The 19,072-nt window shown below is 71.4% G+C and carries 20 protein-coding genes and 1 pseudogene; 10 read left to right on the top strand and 11 right to left on the bottom strand.

The window, feature by feature from the left end:
- Positions 1-60: 60 nt before the first annotated feature.
- The 6 genes from QIT00_RS05555 to QIT00_RS05580 form a co-directional block, all read right to left on the bottom strand.
- Positions 61-2,634 (bottom strand): ABC transporter permease, encoded by a 2,574-nt coding sequence (locus QIT00_RS05555; RefSeq protein ID WP_282533953.1) that lies wholly within the window; start codon positions 2,632-2,634, stop codon positions 61-63.
- A gap of 113 nt (positions 2,635-2,747) precedes the next feature.
- Positions 2,748-3,533, bottom strand: coding sequence for an ABC transporter ATP-binding protein (locus QIT00_RS05560; protein ID WP_282533954.1), 786 nt, complete (start codon positions 3,531-3,533; stop codon positions 2,748-2,750).
- Positions 3,534-3,840: 307 nt separating this feature from the next.
- Positions 3,841-4,509: a response regulator gene (locus QIT00_RS05565; protein WP_282533955.1), complete on the bottom strand. Its 669-nt coding sequence runs from the start codon at positions 4,507-4,509 to the stop codon at positions 3,841-3,843.
- Positions 4,506-6,203, bottom strand: coding sequence for a sensor histidine kinase (locus QIT00_RS05570; protein WP_282533956.1), 1,698 nt, complete (start codon positions 6,201-6,203; stop codon positions 4,506-4,508). The genes QIT00_RS05565 and QIT00_RS05570 overlap by 4 nt, the downstream gene beginning before the upstream one ends.
- Positions 6,204-6,477: 274 nt before the next feature.
- Positions 6,478-7,899, bottom strand: a complete 1,422-nt coding sequence (locus QIT00_RS05575) for an NAD(P)/FAD-dependent oxidoreductase (RefSeq protein ID WP_282533957.1) — start codon at positions 7,897-7,899, stop codon at positions 6,478-6,480.
- On the bottom strand, positions 7,896-8,534 hold the full coding sequence (locus QIT00_RS05580; protein WP_282533958.1) for a rhomboid-like protein: 639 nt from the start codon (positions 8,532-8,534) through the stop codon (positions 7,896-7,898). Before QIT00_RS05580 ends, QIT00_RS05575 begins: the two co-directional genes overlap by 4 nt.
- Before the next feature lie 43 nt (positions 8,535-8,577).
- Between QIT00_RS05580 and QIT00_RS05585 the strand changes: the two genes are divergently transcribed.
- From QIT00_RS05585 to QIT00_RS05605, 5 genes are read left to right on the top strand one after another with little or no spacing between them, the layout of a single operon-like run.
- Positions 8,578-9,552 carry an aminoglycoside phosphotransferase family protein gene (locus QIT00_RS05585; protein ID WP_282533959.1) on the top strand — a complete coding sequence of 325 codons (975 nt, stop codon included), beginning with the start codon at positions 8,578-8,580 and terminating at the stop codon, positions 9,550-9,552.
- A 36-nt stretch (positions 9,553-9,588) separates the two neighbouring features.
- Positions 9,589-10,062, top strand: coding sequence for a GNAT family N-acetyltransferase (locus QIT00_RS05590; protein ID WP_282533960.1), 474 nt, complete (start codon positions 9,589-9,591; stop codon positions 10,060-10,062).
- Positions 10,063-10,120: 58 nt separating this feature from the next.
- A complete protein-coding gene (locus QIT00_RS05595; RefSeq protein WP_282533961.1) occupies positions 10,121-11,410 on the top strand; it encodes a DUF7224 domain-containing protein in 1,290 nt (429 codons plus the stop codon).
- Complete coding sequence (locus QIT00_RS05600; RefSeq protein WP_282533962.1) at positions 11,407-11,994, top strand: hypothetical protein; 588 nt, start codon at positions 11,407-11,409, stop codon at positions 11,992-11,994. The genes QIT00_RS05595 and QIT00_RS05600 overlap by 4 nt, the downstream gene beginning before the upstream one ends.
- Positions 11,991-12,740, top strand: coding sequence for an ATP-binding cassette domain-containing protein (locus QIT00_RS05605; RefSeq protein WP_282533963.1), 750 nt, complete (start codon positions 11,991-11,993; stop codon positions 12,738-12,740). The genes QIT00_RS05600 and QIT00_RS05605 overlap by 4 nt, the downstream gene beginning before the upstream one ends.
- Positions 12,741-12,828: 88 nt before the next feature.
- On the opposite strand, the gene QIT00_RS05610 is transcribed toward QIT00_RS05605, so the two are convergent.
- Genes QIT00_RS05610 through QIT00_RS05620 form a run of 3 tightly spaced genes read right to left on the bottom strand, consistent with a single transcriptional unit; the run spans position 12,829 to position 13,567 of the window.
- Positions 12,829-13,146: a hypothetical protein gene (locus QIT00_RS05610; protein ID WP_282533964.1), complete on the bottom strand. Its 318-nt coding sequence runs from the start codon at positions 13,144-13,146 to the stop codon at positions 12,829-12,831.
- Entirely contained in the window at positions 13,131-13,352 is a 222-nt protein-coding gene (locus QIT00_RS05615; RefSeq protein ID WP_282533965.1) for a hypothetical protein, read from the bottom strand. Before QIT00_RS05615 ends, QIT00_RS05610 begins: the two co-directional genes overlap by 16 nt.
- The gene (locus QIT00_RS05620) at positions 13,349-13,567 is read right to left on the bottom strand and encodes a hypothetical protein (RefSeq protein ID WP_282533966.1); all 219 of its coding nucleotides are present in this window, start codon (positions 13,565-13,567) and stop codon (positions 13,349-13,351) included. The genes QIT00_RS05615 and QIT00_RS05620 overlap by 4 nt, the downstream gene beginning before the upstream one ends.
- Positions 13,568-13,685: 118 nt before the next feature.
- Here QIT00_RS05620 and QIT00_RS05625 point away from each other — a divergent pair, with 118 nt between their 5' ends.
- From QIT00_RS05625 to QIT00_RS05640, 4 genes are read left to right on the top strand one after another with little or no spacing between them, the layout of a single operon-like run.
- Entirely contained in the window at positions 13,686-14,516 is an 831-nt protein-coding gene (locus QIT00_RS05625; RefSeq protein ID WP_282534034.1) for a helix-turn-helix domain-containing protein, read from the top strand.
- Entirely contained in the window at positions 14,513-14,722 is a 210-nt protein-coding gene (locus QIT00_RS05630; protein ID WP_282533967.1) for a DUF397 domain-containing protein, read from the top strand. Before QIT00_RS05625 ends, QIT00_RS05630 begins: the two co-directional genes overlap by 4 nt.
- Positions 14,723-14,745: 23 nt before the next feature.
- On the top strand, positions 14,746-14,955 hold the full coding sequence (locus tag QIT00_RS05635) for a DUF397 domain-containing protein (protein WP_282533968.1): 210 nt from the start codon (positions 14,746-14,748) through the stop codon (positions 14,953-14,955).
- Positions 14,956-15,168, top strand: coding sequence for a DUF397 domain-containing protein (locus QIT00_RS05640; protein ID WP_282533969.1), 213 nt, complete (start codon positions 14,956-14,958; stop codon positions 15,166-15,168).
- Here QIT00_RS05640 and QIT00_RS05645 read toward each other — a convergent pair.
- On the bottom strand, positions 15,165-16,406 hold the full coding sequence (locus tag QIT00_RS05645) for a GNAT family N-acetyltransferase (RefSeq protein ID WP_282533970.1): 1,242 nt from the start codon (positions 16,404-16,406) through the stop codon (positions 15,165-15,167). The two genes, QIT00_RS05640 and QIT00_RS05645, sit on opposite strands and share 4 nt — an antisense overlap.
- A 10-nt stretch (positions 16,407-16,416) precedes the next feature.
- Complete coding sequence (locus tag QIT00_RS05650) at positions 16,417-17,931, bottom strand: MFS transporter (RefSeq protein WP_282533971.1); 1,515 nt, start codon at positions 17,929-17,931, stop codon at positions 16,417-16,419.
- Between the two features lie 341 nt (positions 17,932-18,272).
- On the opposite strand from QIT00_RS05650, the pseudogene QIT00_RS05655 reads away from it, so the two are divergent.
- A pseudogene (locus tag QIT00_RS05655) lies at positions 18,273-18,958 on the top strand (pentapeptide repeat-containing protein).
- Positions 18,959-19,072 lie beyond the last annotated feature (114 nt).

Raw genomic sequence — 19,072 nt, forward strand, 5'->3', positions numbered from 1 at the left:
CCTTGTGCAAGGCCGCCAAGCCACGCCGGGGGCGGGGCCCCCGGCGTGGCTTGGCGGCCCTCACTGCGCGTTGATCGCCCCCAGCATGTTCAGGCGAGCCGCCCTGCGGGCCGGCCAGATGGCCGCGAGGACGCCGATCACGAGGGCCAGGGCCAGGAACAGGGACAGGCGGTCCCACGGCAGGGTCGTCGTGTAGTCGGGCAGGCCCGCGGCGGTGAGGCTGCCGCCCGCCCAGGCGAGGAAGACGCCCGTGCCGATGCCGAGGAGCGCGCCGAAGACGGAGATCACCACCGATTCGAGGCGGACCATCTGCCGGACGCCCTTGCGGTCGAGGCCGATCGCGCGGAGCATGCCGATCTCGCGGGTGCGCTCGAAGACCGACATGGCCAGGGTGTTGATCACACCGAGGACCGCGATGACGACGGCCATGCCGAGCAGCCCGTACATCATGTTGAGCATCACGTCGATCGCGCCGGACTCCTCCTTCGTGAGCTGTTCCTGGCTCTGCACCTTCAGCAGCGGGCTGTTGCCGAGGGCCTCGCGGAGGTCGCGGTCGAGGCCGGTGGCCTTGCCCGGTTCGGCCTTGACGAGGACGGAGTCGTACGTGCCGCCCATCGCGTACGGCAGGACGTCGTCGAGCCGGGCGAGGGCGCTGTCCACGACCTGGTTCTCCTGGTAGACGCCGACGACCTTGAGCCGTTTGCGGTCCGCCGACTCCTCGCCGTCCGGGGTGAATTCGCCGGTCAGCCGGTCGCCGACGCCGAGGCCCGTGCGCTTGGCGAGGGTCGTGGAGATCGCGATCTCGCCGGGGCCGAGGTCGTCGGCCGAGCCGGAGTCGAACGTCAGGGACGCGACCTTGCCGAGCTGCTCCGGGTCGACGCCGGAGATCATCGCGTACTCCCCGTCCAGCGTGACCCCGGTCGAGGCGACGGGGGTGGCCGCCGCGACGCCCGGGACGTCGGCGACCTTCTCGCCGAGCTTCGGGTCCAGGCCCAGATACGCGGAGTTGGAGAGGGAGTAGTCGGCGGTCAGGCCCTGGACGGCCGCCTGCTTCATGGCCCGGTCGACCGAGTGCCCGGCCACCGTCAGGCCGGTGATCAGGGTCAGGCCGATCATCAGGGCCGAGGCGGTCGCGGCGGTACGGCGCGGGTTGCGCAGCGCGTTCTCCTTGGCGAGCTTGCCGCTCACGCCGAACACCCGCGTCGTGACCCGGCCCGCGAGCGACACCAGCGGCCGCGAGAGCAGCGGGGCGAGCACGATCATGCCGGTCAGGGTGAGGAACGAGCCCAGCATGGCGATCATCAGGTTCGTCTCGTCGCCGTCATCGAGGGTCGACACGTACAGCATCACCGCGACGCCCGCGCCGGTGAGCAGCGCGCCGAGGATGTTGCGTACGACCATGCCGCGTACCGGAGTTGCCGCGTCCACCGTGGACAGCGCCTCGACCGGGGCGATCTTCGCGGCCTTGCGGGACGGCAGCCAGGCGGCGAGGACGGTGACGAGGACGCCCACGATCAGGGACCACAGCAGGGCGCCGGGACCGACGACCAGCGGGCCGTCCGGCAGGCCCGCGCCGCCCGCATTGAGCAGCGGACGCAGACCGGCGGCGATGCCGAGGCCGAGGGCGAACCCGGCGGCGGACGCGCCGAGTCCGAGCAGCCCCGCCTCGATCAGGACGGAGCGGACGACCTGCCGGCGGGAGGCGCCCACGGCGCGCATCAGGGCGATCTCGCGGCCGCGCTGGGCGATCAGCATGGTGAACGTGTTGGCGATGATGAACACGCCCACGAACAGGGCGATCCCGGCGAACACCAGGAGCATCTTGGTCATCGACTCGGTGGACTTCTCCGACTGCTCGGACTGGAGCGCCGCCAGCTCGGCCCCGCTGGTCGCGCTCGCGCCCTCCTCCGGAAGCAGGGTGCTGATCTTCGCGGTCAGGGCGGCCTGGTCGGTGCCGGGCTCGGCGGTCACGGAGAACTCGTCGTAGTGGCCCGGGGTGAGGAACAGGCCCTGCGCGGTGGGGGTGTCGAACACGGTGAGGGTGCCGCCCGCGGTGACGCGCGGATCGTCGGTATGGACGGTGCCGACCAGCTTCTTGGTGAGCGCGGGCCCGGTCGTGGCGAACCGTACGGTGTCACCGATCCGGTAGCCGGCCTTCTCGGCGGTCTTCGCGTCGAGCGCCAACTCGCCCTTGCCGGAGGGCGCGCGGCCGCTCACGAGGGGCAGCCGCGGGTCCTTGCCGTCCGGTCCCGGTACGTAGTTGGCGGCCAGGTTCTGCCAGGAGTTGTCGGCGTTGACGGGCGTGCCGTCCTTCCCGGCGAGCGTGGCGCTGCCGCCCACCCCGGCCCGCACGGAGGCGACGCCGGGCAGCTCGCGGACGCGGTCGGCGAGCTTGCCGTCGAGGGCGGTGGGGCGGTGCTCGTCGTACGGGCCGTCGCCCGGCAGGTACTCGGCCGCCACCGAGACGTCGACGTCCTTCAGGTTCTTGGTGGAGGCGGCGCGGAGCGCGGACGTGACGGTGTCGCCGAAGACGAGCGTGCCGGAGACGAAGGCGACGCCGAGCATCACCGCGAGCGCGGTCATGATCAGCCGGGCTTTGTGCGCGAGGACGTTGCGCAGGGCTGTTCGCAGCATGGGGGTGGTCCAGGGGTTCGAAGGCGTACGGGTTTCGAAGGCGTACGGGTTCTGAAGGCGTACGGGTGACGGGGCGCGGGCTCAGCTCGTGCGGCCCTCAGCTCGTCCGGCCCTCAGCTCGTGCGGCCCTTGGCGTCGAAGAGCCGCATCCGGTCCAGGACGCTCTGCGCGGTCGGGGCGAGCAGCTCGTCGGTGAGGCGGCCGTCGGCGAGGAAGACGACACGGTCGGCGTGTGCGGCGGCCACCGGGTCGTGCGTGACCATCACGACGGTCTGGCCCAACTCCCGTACGGATTCCCGCAGAAAGCCCAGGATCTCGGCGCCCGAGCGGGAGTCGAGGTTGCCGGTCGGCTCGTCCGCGAACACGATCTCCGGCCGGGACGCGAGCGCGCGGGCCACGGCGACGCGCTGCTGCTGACCGCCGGACAGCTGCGCGGGCCGGTGGTTCAGTCGGCCCGAGAGCCCCACGGTGCGTACGACGCCGTCGACCCACGCGTGGTCCGGGCGGCGGCCCGCGATGGCCATGGGCAGCGTGATGTTCTCGTACGCGGTGAGCGTGGGGAGCAGGTTGAACGCCTGGAAGACGAAGCCCACCTTGTCGCGGCGGAGCCGGGTGAGCCTGCGGTCGTCGAGGCCGGACAGCTCGGTGTCGCCGATCATCGCGGAGCCGGCGGAGAACGAGTCCAGGCCCGCCATGCAGTGCATCAGCGTCGACTTGCCGGAGCCGGACGGCCCCATGATCGCGGTGAACCGGCCGCGCCCGAACTCCACGGACACTTGGTCGAGGGCGACCACACGGGTCTCGCCCGTGCCGTACACCTTGCTCAGGCCGGTGGCGCGGGCGGCGGCGTCGGTGGCCGGGGAGTGGATCGGGGCGGGCGCGGCGGCGGCCTGGGACATGGCGCTCTCCTGGGAACGTGGGGCGTTTTCGGGTTCGCTCCATGCTCGGCGTGCGCCGCGGCCGTTCCGTAGGCCTCAGGGCGTGAATACGGGCCCTGCCGGAAGTCGGGCGGAGGGGGGAGGGGTAGTACTCGGGAGGGACTCGGGGTCTTACTTGTGGCAGAGGCGGGACCTTGGGTTAACCTCGCGTGCCCTGCTTCGTACGGGAGAAGTGCCCTGCTTCGTACGGGAGAAGTGCCCTGCTTCGTACGGGAGAAGTGCCCTGCTTCGTACGGGAGAAGTGCCCTGTTTCGTACGGGAGTCGGCGTCAGTCGACGAGACCCGAGCGGTGGGCCAGGACCGCCGCCTGCACGCGGCTCTCGCAGCCCGTCTTCTCCAGGATCGACCCGACGTGGGTCTTCACCGTGCCCACGCCGATGCCGAGCAGCCGACCGATCTCCAGGTTGGCGAGGCCGCGTCCGAGCATCACGAGGACCTCGCGCTCCCGGTCGGTGAGGCCCGCGAGGCGTGCGGCCCGGTCGTCCGTGCCGGGCCGGGTGCCGCCTTGCAGCATCCGGCGGATGACGGTGCCGGTGACGCCGGGCGAGAGGACCGCGTCACCGGCCGCCGCCGCGCGGACCGCGTTGATGAGTTCCTGCGGGCCCACGTCCTTGAGCAGGAAGCCGGTGGCGCCGGCGTGCAGGGCGCGCGTCACGTTGTCCTCGTCGCCGAACGTGGTGAGCATGACGACGCGCGGCGCCGGGTCCAGGGCGAGCAGCGGCCCGATCGCCGCGAGCCCGTCCATCACCGGCATGCGGACATCCACCAGGGCGACGTCCGGCCGGAGTTCGGCCGCGAGCCGCACGGCCTCGGCGCCGTTCGCGGCCTCCCCGACGACGTCGATGCCGTCCGCGTGCCGCAGGATCAGGCGTACGCCGTGCCGGATCATCTCCTCGTCGTCGGCGAGGAGTACGCGGACGGGGGCGGGGTCGGTCATGGCTGCTGCTCCTGGGGTTCGGTGGACGTAGTGGGCGCGGTGGGTGAGGGGGTGTCCGTCGGTTCCGTGACCAGCGGGACCGTGAACCGGTCGATGGCCGTGAGCTTGTCGCCGGTGAAGCAGTAGCGGACGAGCTCCATCTCGCCCTCCTCGCGGTGCTTCGGGTCGTTGCCCGTGAACGGATACATGCAGCTGGTCGCGGACTTCGGCCGAGGCGGTTCGCGTCCGAAGGCCGCCGCGCGGGCCTCGTCGCCCTCGCCGTACAGGGCGGCCTGCACCTCGTCGCGGCTCATGCCGAGGCGGGGGTCCGCCGGGGGTTCGTAGTTCTGGCCGGGCCTGGCCTGGTCGACGAGGACCATCCCGAACAGCATCATCACGCCGACGCCCGCGAGGCCGAGCAGTCCGGTCGCCGCGTCCGCGAGCCGCCGCTGCATCCCCGGCAGGCCGCGCCCGGACGCCGCTTCGGGTGCGTGGGCGTACGCGGGTTCCGCCGGTGCGTCCGTCTCCGGGACCGTCTCCGGCTCGGCGGGCAGGTCCGCCGCCACCTCGAAGCCGCCGGGCGGGGTCGGGCCCGCCGCAAGGGTGCCGCCGAGCAGTGCGACCCGCTCCCGCAGGCCGGTCAGCCCGCGCCCGGTGCCGATCCGCTCGGCGTCGCGCGCGGCCGGGGGTGCGGCACCGGCGGGCGGTACGCCGTTGCGCACTGTGATCCGCACCCGCTGCTCGTCGTGCGTGACCGTCACGTCGACGCGGGCCCCGGCGGCGTACCGGTGCACGTTGGTCAGCGACTCGCGCACCACGCGGTGCACGGCGCGGCGCACCCGGGCCTCGCGGCGGTCGAGGTCGGGTCCCGACCAGGTCAGGTCGACCAGGACGCCGCCGCCGCGCGACTCCTCGACCAGGGCCTCGATGTCGGCGCGGGTGCCGGTGGCGTCGGTGAGCGCGTCGGTGCCGGTGTCGCGCCCCAACGGGCCGAGCACGCCGAGGACTTCGCGCAGCTCGCGCATCGCGTCCCGCGTGGCGCCGCGCACCAGGGCGGCCTCGCCCTGAAGGTCGGGCGCCTGCTCCCGCAGGGCCAACTCAAGGCCGCCCGCGTGCAGCGAGATGAGGCTGAGCCGGTGGCCGACGAGGTCGTGCATCTCGGCGGCGATCCGGGAGCGTTCGTGGATCCGGGACGCGCTGTCGGCCTGCCGCTCGGCCTCCTCGGCGGCGGCGGTCCGCTCCCGCAGCGCGAGCAGCAGCCGGTCCTGCTGGCCTGCGGCGGCGCCCACGAGCCCCGGTACGAGCACGGTCGTCGCGGCGAGGACGGCGCCGAGCGCGACGCCGAAGATGGGCGGGCCGACGCCGGTGTACGGGGCGGTGAGCCCGCAGCTGACGATCGCGAGGACGCTGCCTGCGAGCAGCAGCACGGTGCGGCGCCGGGCCACCGTCAGCTGCCGGGTGGCGGTGTACGCGGCGATGCCGGTGAGCAGCCCGACGGCGGGCACGACCCCCATCAGCGCGGCGAGCCCGAGCCCGCTCGCGAGCGGGTAGCGCCGTCGTACGACGAGGAGGGCGAGGGCGCAGAGGACGAGCAGGACGAGGAGGTCGGGGGCGAGGGCGTCGCCGAGGCTGTTCGCGACGGAGAAGGTGCCGAGGACGAGGATGCCTCCGGCGGTTGCTTCGAATCCGGCTCGCCAGAGTTTGCGCCCACGCATGGGTCCCAGTATCGGTGCGGCTGCGCCCCGGGCTGTGCTCCTCCGGAGGGATACGGGTCTCTGCCGTTCGGCAGAGGACTTTCTCCCCGCCCCGCCCCTTCCCGAAAGCCTGCGGCGCTTCGGGGGCTCCGCCCCCGGACCCCCGCTCCTCAAACGCCGGAGGGGCTGAATGGGGCCCCGAAAGGGGCGCGGGGAACTGCGCGACCAGCCACGACGGCGGGTCAGCCGAACGACAGCGCCGCAGGCTTTCGGGAAGGGGCGGGGAGGGGAGAAATCAGCCCCGGCCCGCCACCCGGTCCGCCCACCCCGCCAGACGGTCCGTCGAAGACGACGTGGTCGGGAGGGACGCCTCCCGCCGGTCCGCCGTGCGGTACGCCGCGTACAGGGACTGCACCCCCAGCCACCGCAACGGCTCCGGCTCCCACTTGCGGACCTTGTGGTTCACCCAGGGCAGCTCGGTGAGCTCGGTCGAAGCGCCCTGCCCGGAGTCCTGCCGGACCAGATCACGCAGCGTGCGCGCCGCGAGGTTGGCCGTGGCGACGCCGGACCCGACATAGCCGCCCGCCCAGCCGAGCCCCGTCGACCGGTCGAGCGTGACCGTGGCGCACCAGTCGCGGGGCACGCCGAGCACCCCGGACCAGGCGTGGTCGATCCGGGTGCGGGCCAACGCCGGGAAGAAGCGGACCAGGAGCGACCGCAGCGCGTCCACGGTCCCCGGCTGCGTACGGCCGTCGTTGTCGGTGCGGGACCCGTACCGGTACGGCACGCCGCGCCCGCCGAGCGCGATTCGGTCGTCGGCGGTGCGCTGCGCGTACATGTAGGCGTGCGCCATGTCGCCGAGGGTCTCGCGGCCCTCCCAGCCGATGGACTTCCACAGCTCGGCGGGGATCGGCTCGGTCACGACCATCGAGGAGTTCATCGGCAGCCACTCGCGCCGCAGCCCCTTGAGCGCTGCCGTGAAGCCCTCCGTGCAGCGCAGCACGTAGGGCGCGCGGACCGTGCCGTACGGCGTGACCGCGTGTTTGGGCTTGATCTCGGTGACGGGCGTCGACTCGTGGATCGTGACGCCGAGCGCCTCGACGGCCGCAGCGAGCCCGGTGACCAGCTTCGCCGGGTGCAGCCGCGCCCCGTGCGGGGTCCAGCTGGAGCCGACGGCTCCGGAGACCTGGATCCGGTCGGCGGTCTCGCGCGCACCGAGCAGCAGCCGCTCCCGGTCCCCGTACGCCACCTCGTCCTCGTGGAAGGCGCGGAGACGGGGCAACTGGGCCGGGGTGTACGCGACTTCGAGAACTCCGCCCCGGTGGACGTCCGCCGCGATGGACTCCTCCTCGGCCACCCGGACGACCTCGGCGACCGTGTCGTTCATGGCCGTCTGGAGCCGGGCGGCGGCGTCCTTGCCGTGCAGCTTCGCGTACCGGTCGCGTCCCGCGATGCCGTTGTAGAGCCAGCCGCCGTTGCGCCCGGAAGCGCCGTAGCCGCAGAACTTCTGCTCCAGGACGGTGATCCGCAGGAAGGGCACGGCCTTCTTCAGGTAGTACGCGGTCCACAGACCGGTATAGCCGCCGCCCACGACGCAGACGTCGGCGGTGGCGTCCCCGGTGAGGGGCTCGCGGGCCACGGGCAGGCCGTGGTCGTGGAACCAGTGGGATATGTGACCGTTGAGGGTGTGGCCGTCGAGGGCGCGGGGCGCGTTCATGGCCGGGAACGTACCCGACGCGTCAAGGGCCGGCACCCCAGACCGACGAGGACGGCGACGGCATGCCCGACGTCCGTGAAGGTCCGGTCCACGGCGAGCGGCAGCCCGTAGAACAGCAGGACCGCGAAGAGATACGGCCCGCGCCAGCGCCCCGGCAGGCGGTAGGTCAGCACGGCCACGACCCCGGCGAGCGCGTAGCTGACGCCCACGTCGAGGGTGTCGGCGGCCGAGGCGGGCGCGCGCCCGTGCCGGATCGCCCAGGCAAGGAGGCCCTCGCTGACCAGCGTCGCAAGCACGTGCGCGGCCGCGCACACCGCGAGCCAGCGCAGCGTGCCCAACCAGCGCTCGGCGGGGGCGTGAAAAACGCTGTAGAGCAGGGCGTACGGCCACCAGGTCGCGCCGTCGATCCAGAACGCGCTGGAGATCAGCACGCGGACCGGGTTCCGGGAAAGCCCGTGCAGGTTGGTGGACCGCTGCCGCAGGAACTGCTCCTCGAACGCGGGCGACATCTGCCGCAGGGCGACGGTCGTCACGAACAGCAGGGCCAGCCACACGTACGTCCCCGGCGCGCTCCGGACGTACGCCCACACCCGGCGGGTGGCGCCGCGCGCGCGGACCAGGGGCGAAAAGGGCATGAGGGGATTGAGCCACGTCCCTAGGATCGGCACGGTGACCGACATGACCGATAGGACCGACAGGGCCGACAGGACCGACAGGACCGACAGGACCGACATCCGGATCCCCGCCGAACTCACCCGCACCCAGCTCAAGTACAACGGCGAGGCGGGCCGCGCCTTCATCGAGGCGCTGCCTGGCCGCGCCGCCGACCTCCTGGACCGCTGGCAGCTGCGCGTCACGGGCCCGTCGATGTACGGGATGGCCTCCCTCGTCCTGCCGGTGCGGCGCGCCGACGGCACCCGCGCCGCCCTCAAGCTGCAACTCCTCGACGAGGAGAGCGAGGGCGAGCCGGTCGGCCTCAGGGCCTGGGACGGCGCGGGCGTCGTGCACCTCCTCGACCACGACCCGGACACCGGCACGCTGCTCCTCGAACGCCTCGACGAGCAACGGCACTTGTCCACCTTGGTCCAGCGGGGCGACGCCCGCGAGGCCACCCGCATCCTCGCCGGACTGCTCGCCCGCCTCACCGCCGTCCAGGCCCCGCCCGGCCTGCGCCACCTCGGGGACATCGCGCGGGACATGCTGGACGACGTCCCCGGCGCGCTCGGCTCGCCCCTGGTGGACGCCCCGGCCCGCCAGACGCTCCTGGCCTGCGCGTCCGCCGTACGGGACGTGGTGGGCGAGCCCGGCGACCGGCTCCTCCACTGGGACCTGCACTTCGACAACATCCTCGCCGCCGACCGCGAACCCTGGCTCGCCATCGACCCCAAGCCGCTCGCCGGGGACCCGGGCTTCGACCTGATGCCGGCCCTGTTCAACGAGCTCGCCGACAGCGCGGACGGCTTCGACACGGCCGAAGTCCTGTACCGCTTCGACCTGTTGACGGAGACCCTGTCCCTGGACCGCTCCCGAGCGGCGTCCTGGACGATGGGCCGGGCGTTGCAGAACCTGCTGTGGAACGTCGAGGACGAGGAGGACGAGCTGGACGCGGACCAGCTGGCGATCGCGGAGCTGCTGCGGGAGAAATACCTCTGACGCCCATGGGCCCGGGGCCCCGGCTAACCTGCGCGCATGATCCGCACAGCGACCCCCGAAGACGTCCCCGCCATCCTCGCGATGATCCGCGAGCTCGCCGAGTACGAGAAGGCCCTGCACGAGGTCCGCGCCACGGAGGCCCAACTCCACACGGCCCTCTTCGGCGAGCGGCCCGCCGCGTACGCGCACATCGCGGAGGACGAGTCCGGCGAGGCCGTGGGCTTCACGCTGTGGTTCCTCACCTTCTCCACGTGGCGCGGCGTGCACGGCATCTACATGGAAGACCTCTACGTACGCCCCGAGGCCCGCGGCGGCGGCCACGGCAAGGCGCTGATGGCGGAACTGGCCCGCATCTGCGCGGCCCGCGGCTACCAGCGCCTGGAGTGGGCGGTCCTGGACTGGAACGAGCCGAGCATCGCCTTCTACGAGTCGCTGGGCGCGCGCCCGCAGTCGGAGTGGTCGGTGTACCGGCTCACGGACGAGGCGCTGGGGCGGTTGGGGGCGTCGTAATGTGGGGCCGCCGCGCCGAGGGTGTGGCGGCCCGGCTCACTTCCCCCTACGAGGGTTCATGCGCATCTCCACCGCACTTCGCACGCATTCCGCAGTGCTGGCCTTCCCCGTGATGGGCCTCTTCTTCACCTACGTCTTTCTCACGACCACGCGTCATCTCGACCGGCTCATCCCCGTACCCTGGCCGGCGCAAGCCGCCTCGTACGCGATACACGCGCCGGTCCCGATGGCCGCTGCTGCCGTGGCGGCGCTCACCGCGGTAGAGGCGACGAGGCTTCGGGCCCTGGGTGTCTGGGACTTGGGGGCTGCGCGCCCCACTTGGCGGGTCGCAGTCCAGCCGATCCTCATCTCCGTGTCGGCCTTGTTCCTTCTCGTGGCAGGCATCGCCGCAGGCGGGTTGTGGGTCGTCGGCGCGACTCCCGACTGGTATGTGCTGCAGCTATTGGGGATCGTCGTCGTCCTGCTCACCGCACACGCGGTGATCGGGTTCGTCGTCGGGCATCGATTCCACGCGCTGTACGCCGCGCCACTGCTGGCTGTTGTGGTCTTCGTCGGGATCAGTTTCCCGCTGGGGACTGACCACTACTGGGCGCACCATGTCAGCGGGTCCATCGGCTGGGTGGGGTTCGGTGAGACGTACTCGCCGGCCATGACCCTGGCGGTGGTCCTGCCGACGGTCTGCCTGGCACTCGCGTGCGTTGTGCTGGCTGCTCCGCTCCGCGACCGGATCACCTCGGTCTCCGCGTCTCTCGTGATCGCGGTCGGCGGCCTCGTCGGGGCCTACGGCCTTGCCATGGACTGGCCTTCCATGGCTCCGGCCACCCAGGGGCTTGCACCGGTCACGTGTGAGGGGAAGACACCCGAAGTCTGCCTGCCGACAGCGGCCTCCGAGCACATCAGGGAGATTCAGCAGCAACTCGCCGAGATGACCGGAACGCTGGAGGCCAAGGGGCTCATCGACCGGACTCCGAGCCGTATAACGGATCGCAGGGTGGCTGACGTCCGGCTACCCGGAGTCAAGGGTGAGCACTGGACGCTCGGTCTGACCCCCGGGAACGCGGATGCGGTCCTTCGAGAGGAGATCGCCATCTCCGTGGTCGGGACGCCGTGCAAGGAACCGGACTGGAACACGCTGCACTACAACACCCTCTGGGTCGCCCGCACCATCGGGGTGGAGAGGGACTATGTCGCCTGGCTGTCCCGCGAGACCGATGGCTTCAGCCAGGGACAGACGAAGCGGCAGCTCCTTGCCGAGATGGACAGGGTGGACAAGCTCCCTTCGAACGAGCAACAAGCCTGGTATGCCGAGCGGCTCCGGCAAGCCTGCCGGGCAGGTGAACCATCGTGATCTGGTGGTTGCGTCAGAGAGGTGCCCTGGGGCTGCTGCCGGGGGCTCTGCTCGCCTTCGCGGTGAGTGTCGTTCTCACGCTCCATGTGGTCCTTGTTTTCCCCGCATTCCTGGGGGACCACACGATGGCGACACAGCTGAGCAACTTCCTCTGCCTGATCCCCAGCGTCGCCCTGGTCGTCTGCCTGGAGCGGCGGATGCCTTCGGTGGAACGTTCCGCGGTGCGTCGTCTCGACGCGAGAGACGTCGCGTTGGTGGCCGGATTCGCCCTCTTGGCCACCGGAGTGGCGATGACGATGGCGATCTTCGGGCCCGACGAACTGTGGACGGCCGCGCGGAACAACCTGCTGTTCTGTGGATTCGCCCTGGGCGCCTGGCCATTGCTCGGCCACCGCGCGACATTGCTCCCCGCTTTCTGGATGATGCAGGCCATGTTTCTCGGCGGGCGCAGCCGCAATGATCCCTACCCCTGGGTGATCGTCACGGAGGAGCCCGGTGTCGTACACGCAGCCGCAGGCGCTGCCGCCGTCTTCCTGGCCGGGGTGCTTTCCCTCATCTGTTTCGTACCAAGGACCGCCCGATGACCCTGCTGCTCGACCGTGTCACGTTCAGGTACCACCGCTGGAGCCGCCCCGTCCTGTCCCACCTCACCTACGAGGTTCCCGGCCGAGGCCTGACGATCCTGCTCGGACCTAACGGGGCGGGAAAGTCCACCACGATGGCCCTCCTCGCCGGGACGGCCGCGCCAACCGCGGGCAAGGTGCTGCTCACTGGATCGAGGCTCTCGTCCACAAGCCGTGAATATCGTCGCCATGTGGCCTGGCTGCCTCAAAAGGTCCCCAGTTCCCGGCAGTTGACGGCACGCGAGTACGTGGCATACGTGGCCTGGCTGAAGGGAGAGAACCGCTCCGACGCCTGGGCGGGGGCAGGATCAGCCCTCGATCAGGTCGGCCTCGGCGAGCAGCAGGGCGACAAGACGGCGCGACTCTCCGGTGGGCAGCTCCGCCGTGTCGGCATCGCCTGCGCTCTGGCTCACGACGCCCGCGTCATCCTCCTCGACGAGCCGACCGCGGGCCTTGACCCGCACCAGCGCACCGTCTTCCGTGACGTATTGCGGGAGGTCACGGAGAAGACCCCGGTGCTGATGTCGACCCACGACATCGTCGATCTGGCCGACGAAGCCGACACGGTCACGCTCATGGACGGCGGCCGAGTGCGCCACCACGGCGGAACTCCGAGCTTCCTCGATCACGCACACCCGGAGGCCGCACCGGCTCGCCGCGCCGAATCCGCGTACTCGGTGCTCATGGGGCTGGGCCGCGCACAGTGAGGGTCGAGGTCGCTGCGTCCGTGGCGCCTGTGTGGCCGCTTGATGTCACTGTGTGTCATGACTTTCTGCATGGGGCTGGGGGGAGAGGTCATGCTGCGGCGCGTACGGGGGTGACGAGGCTGTCGAGGGGTTCGGCGGGGTGGTCGTAGTCCACGCCCAGCTCGGCGAAGGCGGCGGCCCACACCCGTTCGCGCTGCGGCGCGGGCAAGGAGAGGGTCCACTCGTCCCGGAAGATCGCGCGTACGTCCGCGGCCGAGGGGGAGGTCCACGGCCGGGCCCACGGGGATACGGGTTCGGAATCGGGTACGGCGGCCCGCTGCGCGGCGAGGTGTTTCGCGCTGTGCCGTCCGGGCCGCCGCCGGAGGGCTGCCGCCCAGGAGCGGGCCCGGGTTAAGAGTCGGCGCATGGGTCGCTCCCCGCACGCAGAGCAGCGGCGAGTGCCCTGGCCGTGGTGATGTTGCAGCGCCCCAACTCGACCAGCGCGAACGGTCGTTGATCCGTGTACGCGATCAGGTCGACGTCCAGGGACGGCAGGACGATGCCCGCTGCGGTGAGGGCCGCGTCCAGTTCGGCGCGGGCGTCCTGCGCCTCCTTGAGTGCTTCGGTGGTCACAGCAACTCCCCTCGGGATCGGGCGTTCGCCCGGGCGGTCGCGATGCGTAGGCGTTGTTCGGGGGTGGCGGCCCGGGTGTTCTCGGGAGCGACCTCCCACTCCCTCCCGCCGAGCGCGGGCCGCAGGAACCAGCGCGCGCCCAACGCGCCTCGGAATTCGCCGAGTTGATCGCGTACGAGGTCCAGGAGGAGGGTTCCGATGGCGGGAGTGGACATGTGGGCTGGGCACACAATTGCTCCTCTCTGTAGTCATTCGACTACCGGAGCCTTCAGCGTGGCCTAGGGTCGGATCATCTTCAACTTGCGCAAACTGGTCGGAGAGTGGGGCGACTTGATGACGAACCGCAAAGAGCTGGACCCCGAGAAATCGCCAAGTGCGGCGTTCGGCCTGCTTCTTCGCAGGTTACGAGACGAGAAGGGCTGGACTCAGGACGAGCTGGCGGAGCGCACGGGGTGCTCCGGGACGCACATTTCCGCCGTCGAAACTGGTCGGCGTCCTCCAACTACCCGCTTTGCGGCAAGCTCTGATAGGGCGCTAGGCGCTGGCGGCAAGCTCGTGCGCCAGAGTCAGGCAGTGCGTCACACGGCGCTCATCGAGGGGTTTCCGGAGTACGTCACCCATGAGGCGCGAGCCTCGGAGGTCCGGCTGTACGAGGTGGGCGTCATCCCGGGACTGCTTCAGACGTCGGAGTACGCGACCGCCCTGGAAGCGGACACTGTTCGGCGAGAAGCGATTACCCCCGAGCAGGCCGAGGAGCGAGTCGGGCTGGTGACGACGCGGCAAGCCGCACTGAAGCGGTCGCCGTCACCGCTGATTTTTGCGGTACTTGACGAAGGGTGCATCCGTCGACCGATGGGGACCCGTGCCGTCATGGATGAGCAGTTCACGCGCTTGCTTGAGTTCGCCGAGCAGCCGAACACCGTGCTGCAGGTCGCACCGTTCGCCATGGGAGCGCGGCGGCCGTTCAACCTGCCCGTCACCGTGCTGACGATGCCGGATCGCTCGCTGATGTCCTACGCCGAATCCGCCCATCGGGGCCACCTCGAACGGGAAAGTACTTTCGTGCTGCCGATACTGACGGCCTACCATCAGCTACAGGCTGAAGCACTCTCCCAAGCGGAGTCCGTGGCCATGATCGAACAGGTACGAAAGGGCACCCCGTGAAGTCCGAATCCCCTCGTTGGGTCAAGTCCTCATACAGCGGCAACGGTGGCCAGTGCGTAGAGGTCGCCATTAACCTCGCCGCCTCACACAGCACTGTCCCCGTACGCGACTCCAAGAACCCCACCGGCCCCGCCCTGACCGTCCACGTCGACGCGTTCTCGTCTTTCGTCGCGGGCGTCAAGGGAGGACAGTTGGGCGCGATCTGACCGTCCACAGTTTGAGGTGAGGCATGGCGACCGAAGCCCCGCGTTGGGTCAAGTCTTCGTACAGCGAGAACGGCGGCGACTGCGTCGAGGTAGCCATCAACCTCGCCGCCACCCACCACACCGTCCCCGTACGCGACTCCAAGAACCCCACCGGCCCCGCTCTGACCGTCCACGTCGACGCGTTCGCCACGTTTGTCGCGGGCGTCAAGCGCGGGCAGTCGGGCGGGATCTGAATGGCGACCGAAGCCCCGCGCTGGGTCAAGTCCTCGTACAGCAGCAACGGCGGCGACTGCGTCGAGGTAGCCATCAACCTCGCCGCCACCCACCACACCGTCCCGGTCCGCGACTCCAAGAACCCCACCGGCCCCGCCCTGAACGTCCGCGTCGACGCGTTCTCATGCTTCCTCGCGGGCGTAAAGGGCGGGCTGGGTGGGGCTGAGCGTTAGAACCCGTCCACCGTGTGCGGTGCCCGGTCCGTTCGCAGCGCCGCAGCCAGGCGGGCCGCCGCGCCCGGCGTAGCCTCCGTCGCCAGGCCCGCCTGGACCAGGGACACCGGGCTCGTACCGCCCAAGTAGCACGCCGCCAGGTCGCGGACCGCGAGGGACAGGTCCGCCGGGGCGTGCGTCGGCTCGTACGCGGCACCGCCCTCGGAGGAGTAACTCAAGCGGTGCGGGCCCGAGTTGGCGGGCAGGTGGGCGTCGTGGACGTCCAGTACGACGTCGACCGGGGCCGCGTACGAGCGGCGGAGCAGCGCCGTGCGGACGTCGAGGAGGCGGAGCCACAGGGCCGGGAACCCGGCGGTGACGCGGACCTGGTCGCGGTCGGCGGCGAAGAGGAGCAGCGGGTCGTCCACGGGGCGGCCCCACGCGCGGACCTTGGCCGTGAGGTCGATGGAGGTCACGTACTGCCAGAGCGCGGCGGCGACGGCCGGGGACTCCGCCTCCAGGTCGTCGACGCGGACCAGGCCCGGCGCGTCGTCGTCCCGCTTCGTGCGGTAGACCACGTACCCGGCGGCCGGTTCGCCGAGTGCGACGACCCGCGGCGGCGAGAACGACTCGTCCTCCTCGTCCTTCTCCACCAGCCACTCCTCGGCCCACCACGCGCGCGTGCGGTTGATCCGGCCGGGGCGGTCGGCGCGGGTGCTGTCGTAGAGGCCGGCGAGCCGGGCCGGGGCGTCGGCCGGGTCGAGCAGGCGCAGCGGGCGGTCGTCGGGGGCGATGCGCAGGGCGAGCGGGCGGGTGGAGTCGATCTCCACGGTGAGGCCGCGGGTGCCCTCGCCGAAGCCGAAGCGGCCGTAGATCACGGACTCCGACGCCCAGAGCGCGGCGATCGGCCAGTCCTGGGCGGTGCAGCGCGCGAACAGCTCGGCGAGCAGGCCGGACAGGGCGCCGCGCCTGCGGTGGGTGGGCGCCACACACGCGAACGTCACGCCGGGGCAGGGGAGTTCACCGCCGGGCACGGACAGCGTGAAGGGCAGCGCGGAGACCATGCCGACGAGCTCGTCGCCGTCGTACGCGCCGACGCGGGTGCAGCCGCGAAGGAGTTCCTTGTGGTGGGCGCGCAGCTCGGCCTCGGGCTTCTCGTGGAACGCGAGATAGGCCAGGTCCAGGGCGCGGTCGAGCTCGCTCTCCGGAAGTTCCTGGAACTTCAGGGCGGGGGTGCAGGGGGTAGGACGGGTAGCCATATACCGGACACTAGTTCCCGTAGGTCGAACGGGCATCGGCATTTTCGGCCGCCGCTTCCCCGGCGGGCGGTACGAGATGGCGGGGCGCCCGTGCCGTCACCATCAGGCCCGCCACGAGCCCGCCGAGCACCATGATCCCGACGGCCCACCAGATGGCCACGGTGTAGCCGTGCACCACCCCCTCGGCGGTGATCCGGGCGCGCTCGGCCGGATCGCGCAGGTGGGCGGCGACGTACGCGGTGGTGGAGGTGGTGGCGAGGGTGTTGAGGAGCGCCGTGCCGATGGAGCCGCCCACCTGCTGGGAGGTGTTGACGGTCGCCGAGGTCACCCCCGCGTCCCGGGGCGCGACGCCCGCGGTGGCCGTGGCGAACACCGGCATGAACGTCAGGCCCATGCCGAGCCCGGCGAGCAGCATGCCGGGCAGGACGTGGGTGAGGTACTCGCCCTCGACGCTCAGGCCGGTCAGCAGCACCAGGCCGAGTGCGGCGAGCAGCATGCCGGGGACGATCAGGAGGCGCGGCGGCACGTGGTGCAGGAGGCGGGCGGAGATCTGCGTGGAGCCGGTGATGATCGCGGCCGTCATCGGCAGGAACGCCAGGCCCGTCCTGACCGGCGAGTACCCGAGGACGAGCTGCATGTAGTACGTCAGGAACAGGAACACCCCGAACATCCCGATGGTCGCGAACGCCATGGTCAGGAAGCATCCGGCGCGGTCGCGGTCCTTGACGACGTGCGGCGGAAGCAGCGGGCTCGGCGCGCGGGTCTGCCACCACGCGAACCCGGCGAGCAGCACGACCGCCCCGGCGAACAGGCCGAGCACCATGGCGTGGGTCCAGCCCCGCGACTGCGCCTCGCTGACCCCGTACACGAGCGCGACGAGCCCGCCGCAGCCGAGCAGCACACCCGGTACGTCGAGCCGGGCGCCGGTGTCGCCCGGACGGTGGTCGCGCAGGACGGCGGCCGCGCCGAGCAGGGCGACGAGGGCGATGGGGACGTTGACGTACAGGCACCAGCGCCAGTCCAGGTACTCGGTGAGCAGGCCGCCCGCGAGCAGCCCGATCGCGGAGCCGCCGCCGGCCATCGCGCCGTAGATCCCGAAGGCCTTGCCGCGTTCCTTCGGGTCGGCGAACGTCGTGGTCAGCAGGGAGAGTGCGGACGGGGCGAGGACGGCGGCGAAGACGCCCTGGAGGGCGCGGGCCCCGAACAGCATGCCGGGCCCGCCCGCGGCGCCACCGAGCGCGGAGGCAGCGGCGAAGCCGACCAGGCCGATGATGAACGTCCGCTTCCGCCCGACGAGGTCGGCGACGCGGCCGCCGAGCAGCAGCAGTCCGCCGAAGGCGAGGGTGTACGCGGTGATCACCCACTGGCGGTTGCCGTCGGACATGCCGAGGGCGCGCTGGGCGGAGGGCAGGGCGATGTTCACGATGGTCGCGTCGAGGACGACCATGAGCTGGGCGAGCGCGATGACGACGAGGCCCCACCAGCGACGGGGGTCCGGTGCGGGGCCCTTTCCGGGGGAGCTCATGCATTCCAGGACAGCATGGTGGGGGTGGGTTGCGCCTGTTTTGTCCCCTACCCGCCCCTTCCCGACTGTGTCCGATATGCGGCTGGCGCCGCGTGGCTGCGGAGCTTCGGGGCTCCGCCCCGGACCCCGCTCCTCAATCTCCCCCAGCTACCGCTGGGAGGTGCCCCCAGAGGGGCTCAAATTGAGCCCCCTCGGAAGGGGCGGGTCGGGGAAATCTACGGCTTCAGGACCACCTTCCCGACCGTCCCCGGCTCTCCAGCGCACGGTGGGCGTGCGACCTCAAGCAGGCTTGAGGTCAATCGCGGCGGAGGATTGTCAGTGGTGTCGCGCAGGATGGACGCATGGCACCCGCAGCAAGCGAACGACCCACCCCGCCGGTGAAGCCCGCCCGCCGCCCCGACCTGCACCTGCCCCCGCTCCGGCCGTACGGAGACCGGCAGTTGACCCCGGACGGGGACTACGACGGCCTGCTCTTCGACGGCACCGACCTCTCGTACGGCGAAGGGGCCGGGGCCCGGTTCCTGGACTGCTCCCTTGAGGGGTGCGCCCTCGACGAGGCGGTGCTGCGGAACGCCCGCTTCATCGACTCGCGCCTGACCCGCGTGCGCGGCGTGGGCACGGAGCTCGCGGCTGCGTCGCTGCGGGACGTGGAGCTGGTCGACGCCCGGCTCGGCGGGACGCAGCTGCACGGCGCGGTGCTGGAACGGGTCGTGATCAGAGGCGGCAAGATCGACTATCTGAACCTGCGCCGGGCCAAGCTGCGGGATGTGGTGTTCGAGAGCGTCGTCCTGTCCGAGCCGGACTTCGGCGGGGCGAGTTTGGAGCGGGTGTCTTTCGACGGGTGTGCGTTGCGGGGGGGGTGGATTTCACGGGGGTGCGGATGAAGGACGTGGACCTGCGGTCGGCGGCTCAGGTGGACATCGCGCGCGGGGCGGATGCCCTCGCGGGGGCGGTGGTGAGTACGGCCCAACTCCTTGACCTGGCACCGGTGTTCGCGGCGGCGCTGGGGGTGCGGGTAGTGGACTGACCTTTCCCCACCCCGCCCCTTCCCGAAAGCCTGCGGCGCTTCGGGGGCCAGCCCCCGGACCCCCGCTCCTCAAACGCCGGAGGGGCTGAAAATTCAGCCCGTCCGGCGTTTGAG

Source organism: Streptomyces luteolus (assembly GCF_029968015.1).
GTDB classification, from domain to species: Bacteria; Actinomycetota; Actinomycetes; order Streptomycetales; family Streptomycetaceae; genus Streptomyces; species Streptomyces luteolus.

Excerpts from the sequence above, each read along its gene's own strand:
- QIT00_RS05555 (WP_282533953.1), bottom strand. The coding sequence starts at position 2,634 with ATGCTGCGAACAGCCCTGCGCAACGTCCTCGCGCACAAAGCCCGGCTG.
- QIT00_RS05560 (WP_282533954.1), bottom strand. The coding sequence starts at position 3,533 with ATGTCCCAGGCCGCCGCCGCGCCCGCCCCGATCCACTCCCCGGCCACC.
- QIT00_RS05565 (WP_282533955.1), bottom strand. The coding sequence starts at position 4,509 with ATGACCGACCCCGCCCCCGTCCGCGTACTCCTCGCCGACGACGAGGAG.
- QIT00_RS05570 (WP_282533956.1), bottom strand. The coding sequence starts at position 6,203 with ATGCGTGGGCGCAAACTCTGGCGAGCCGGATTCGAAGCAACCGCCGGA.
- QIT00_RS05575 (WP_282533957.1), bottom strand. The coding sequence starts at position 7,899 with ATGAACGCGCCCCGCGCCCTCGACGGCCACACCCTCAACGGTCACATA.
- QIT00_RS05580 (WP_282533958.1), bottom strand. The coding sequence starts at position 8,534 with ATGCCCTTTTCGCCCCTGGTCCGCGCGCGCGGCGCCACCCGCCGGGTG.
- QIT00_RS05585 (WP_282533959.1), top strand. The coding sequence starts at position 8,578 with ATGACCGATAGGACCGACAGGGCCGACAGGACCGACAGGACCGACAGG.
- QIT00_RS05590 (WP_282533960.1), top strand. The coding sequence starts at position 9,589 with ATGATCCGCACAGCGACCCCCGAAGACGTCCCCGCCATCCTCGCGATG.
- QIT00_RS05595 (WP_282533961.1), top strand. The coding sequence starts at position 10,121 with ATGCGCATCTCCACCGCACTTCGCACGCATTCCGCAGTGCTGGCCTTC.
- QIT00_RS05605 (WP_282533963.1), top strand. The coding sequence starts at position 11,991 with ATGACCCTGCTGCTCGACCGTGTCACGTTCAGGTACCACCGCTGGAGC.
- QIT00_RS05610 (WP_282533964.1), bottom strand. The coding sequence starts at position 13,146 with ATGCGCCGACTCTTAACCCGGGCCCGCTCCTGGGCGGCAGCCCTCCGG.
- QIT00_RS05620 (WP_282533966.1), bottom strand. The coding sequence starts at position 13,567 with ATGTCCACTCCCGCCATCGGAACCCTCCTCCTGGACCTCGTACGCGAT.
- QIT00_RS05625 (WP_282534034.1), top strand. The coding sequence starts at position 13,686 with ATGACGAACCGCAAAGAGCTGGACCCCGAGAAATCGCCAAGTGCGGCG.
- QIT00_RS05635 (WP_282533968.1), top strand. The coding sequence starts at position 14,746 with ATGGCGACCGAAGCCCCGCGTTGGGTCAAGTCTTCGTACAGCGAGAAC.
- QIT00_RS05640 (WP_282533969.1), top strand. The coding sequence starts at position 14,956 with ATGGCGACCGAAGCCCCGCGCTGGGTCAAGTCCTCGTACAGCAGCAAC.
- QIT00_RS05645 (WP_282533970.1), bottom strand. The coding sequence starts at position 16,406 with ATGGCTACCCGTCCTACCCCCTGCACCCCCGCCCTGAAGTTCCAGGAA.
- QIT00_RS05650 (WP_282533971.1), bottom strand. The coding sequence starts at position 17,931 with ATGAGCTCCCCCGGAAAGGGCCCCGCACCGGACCCCCGTCGCTGGTGG.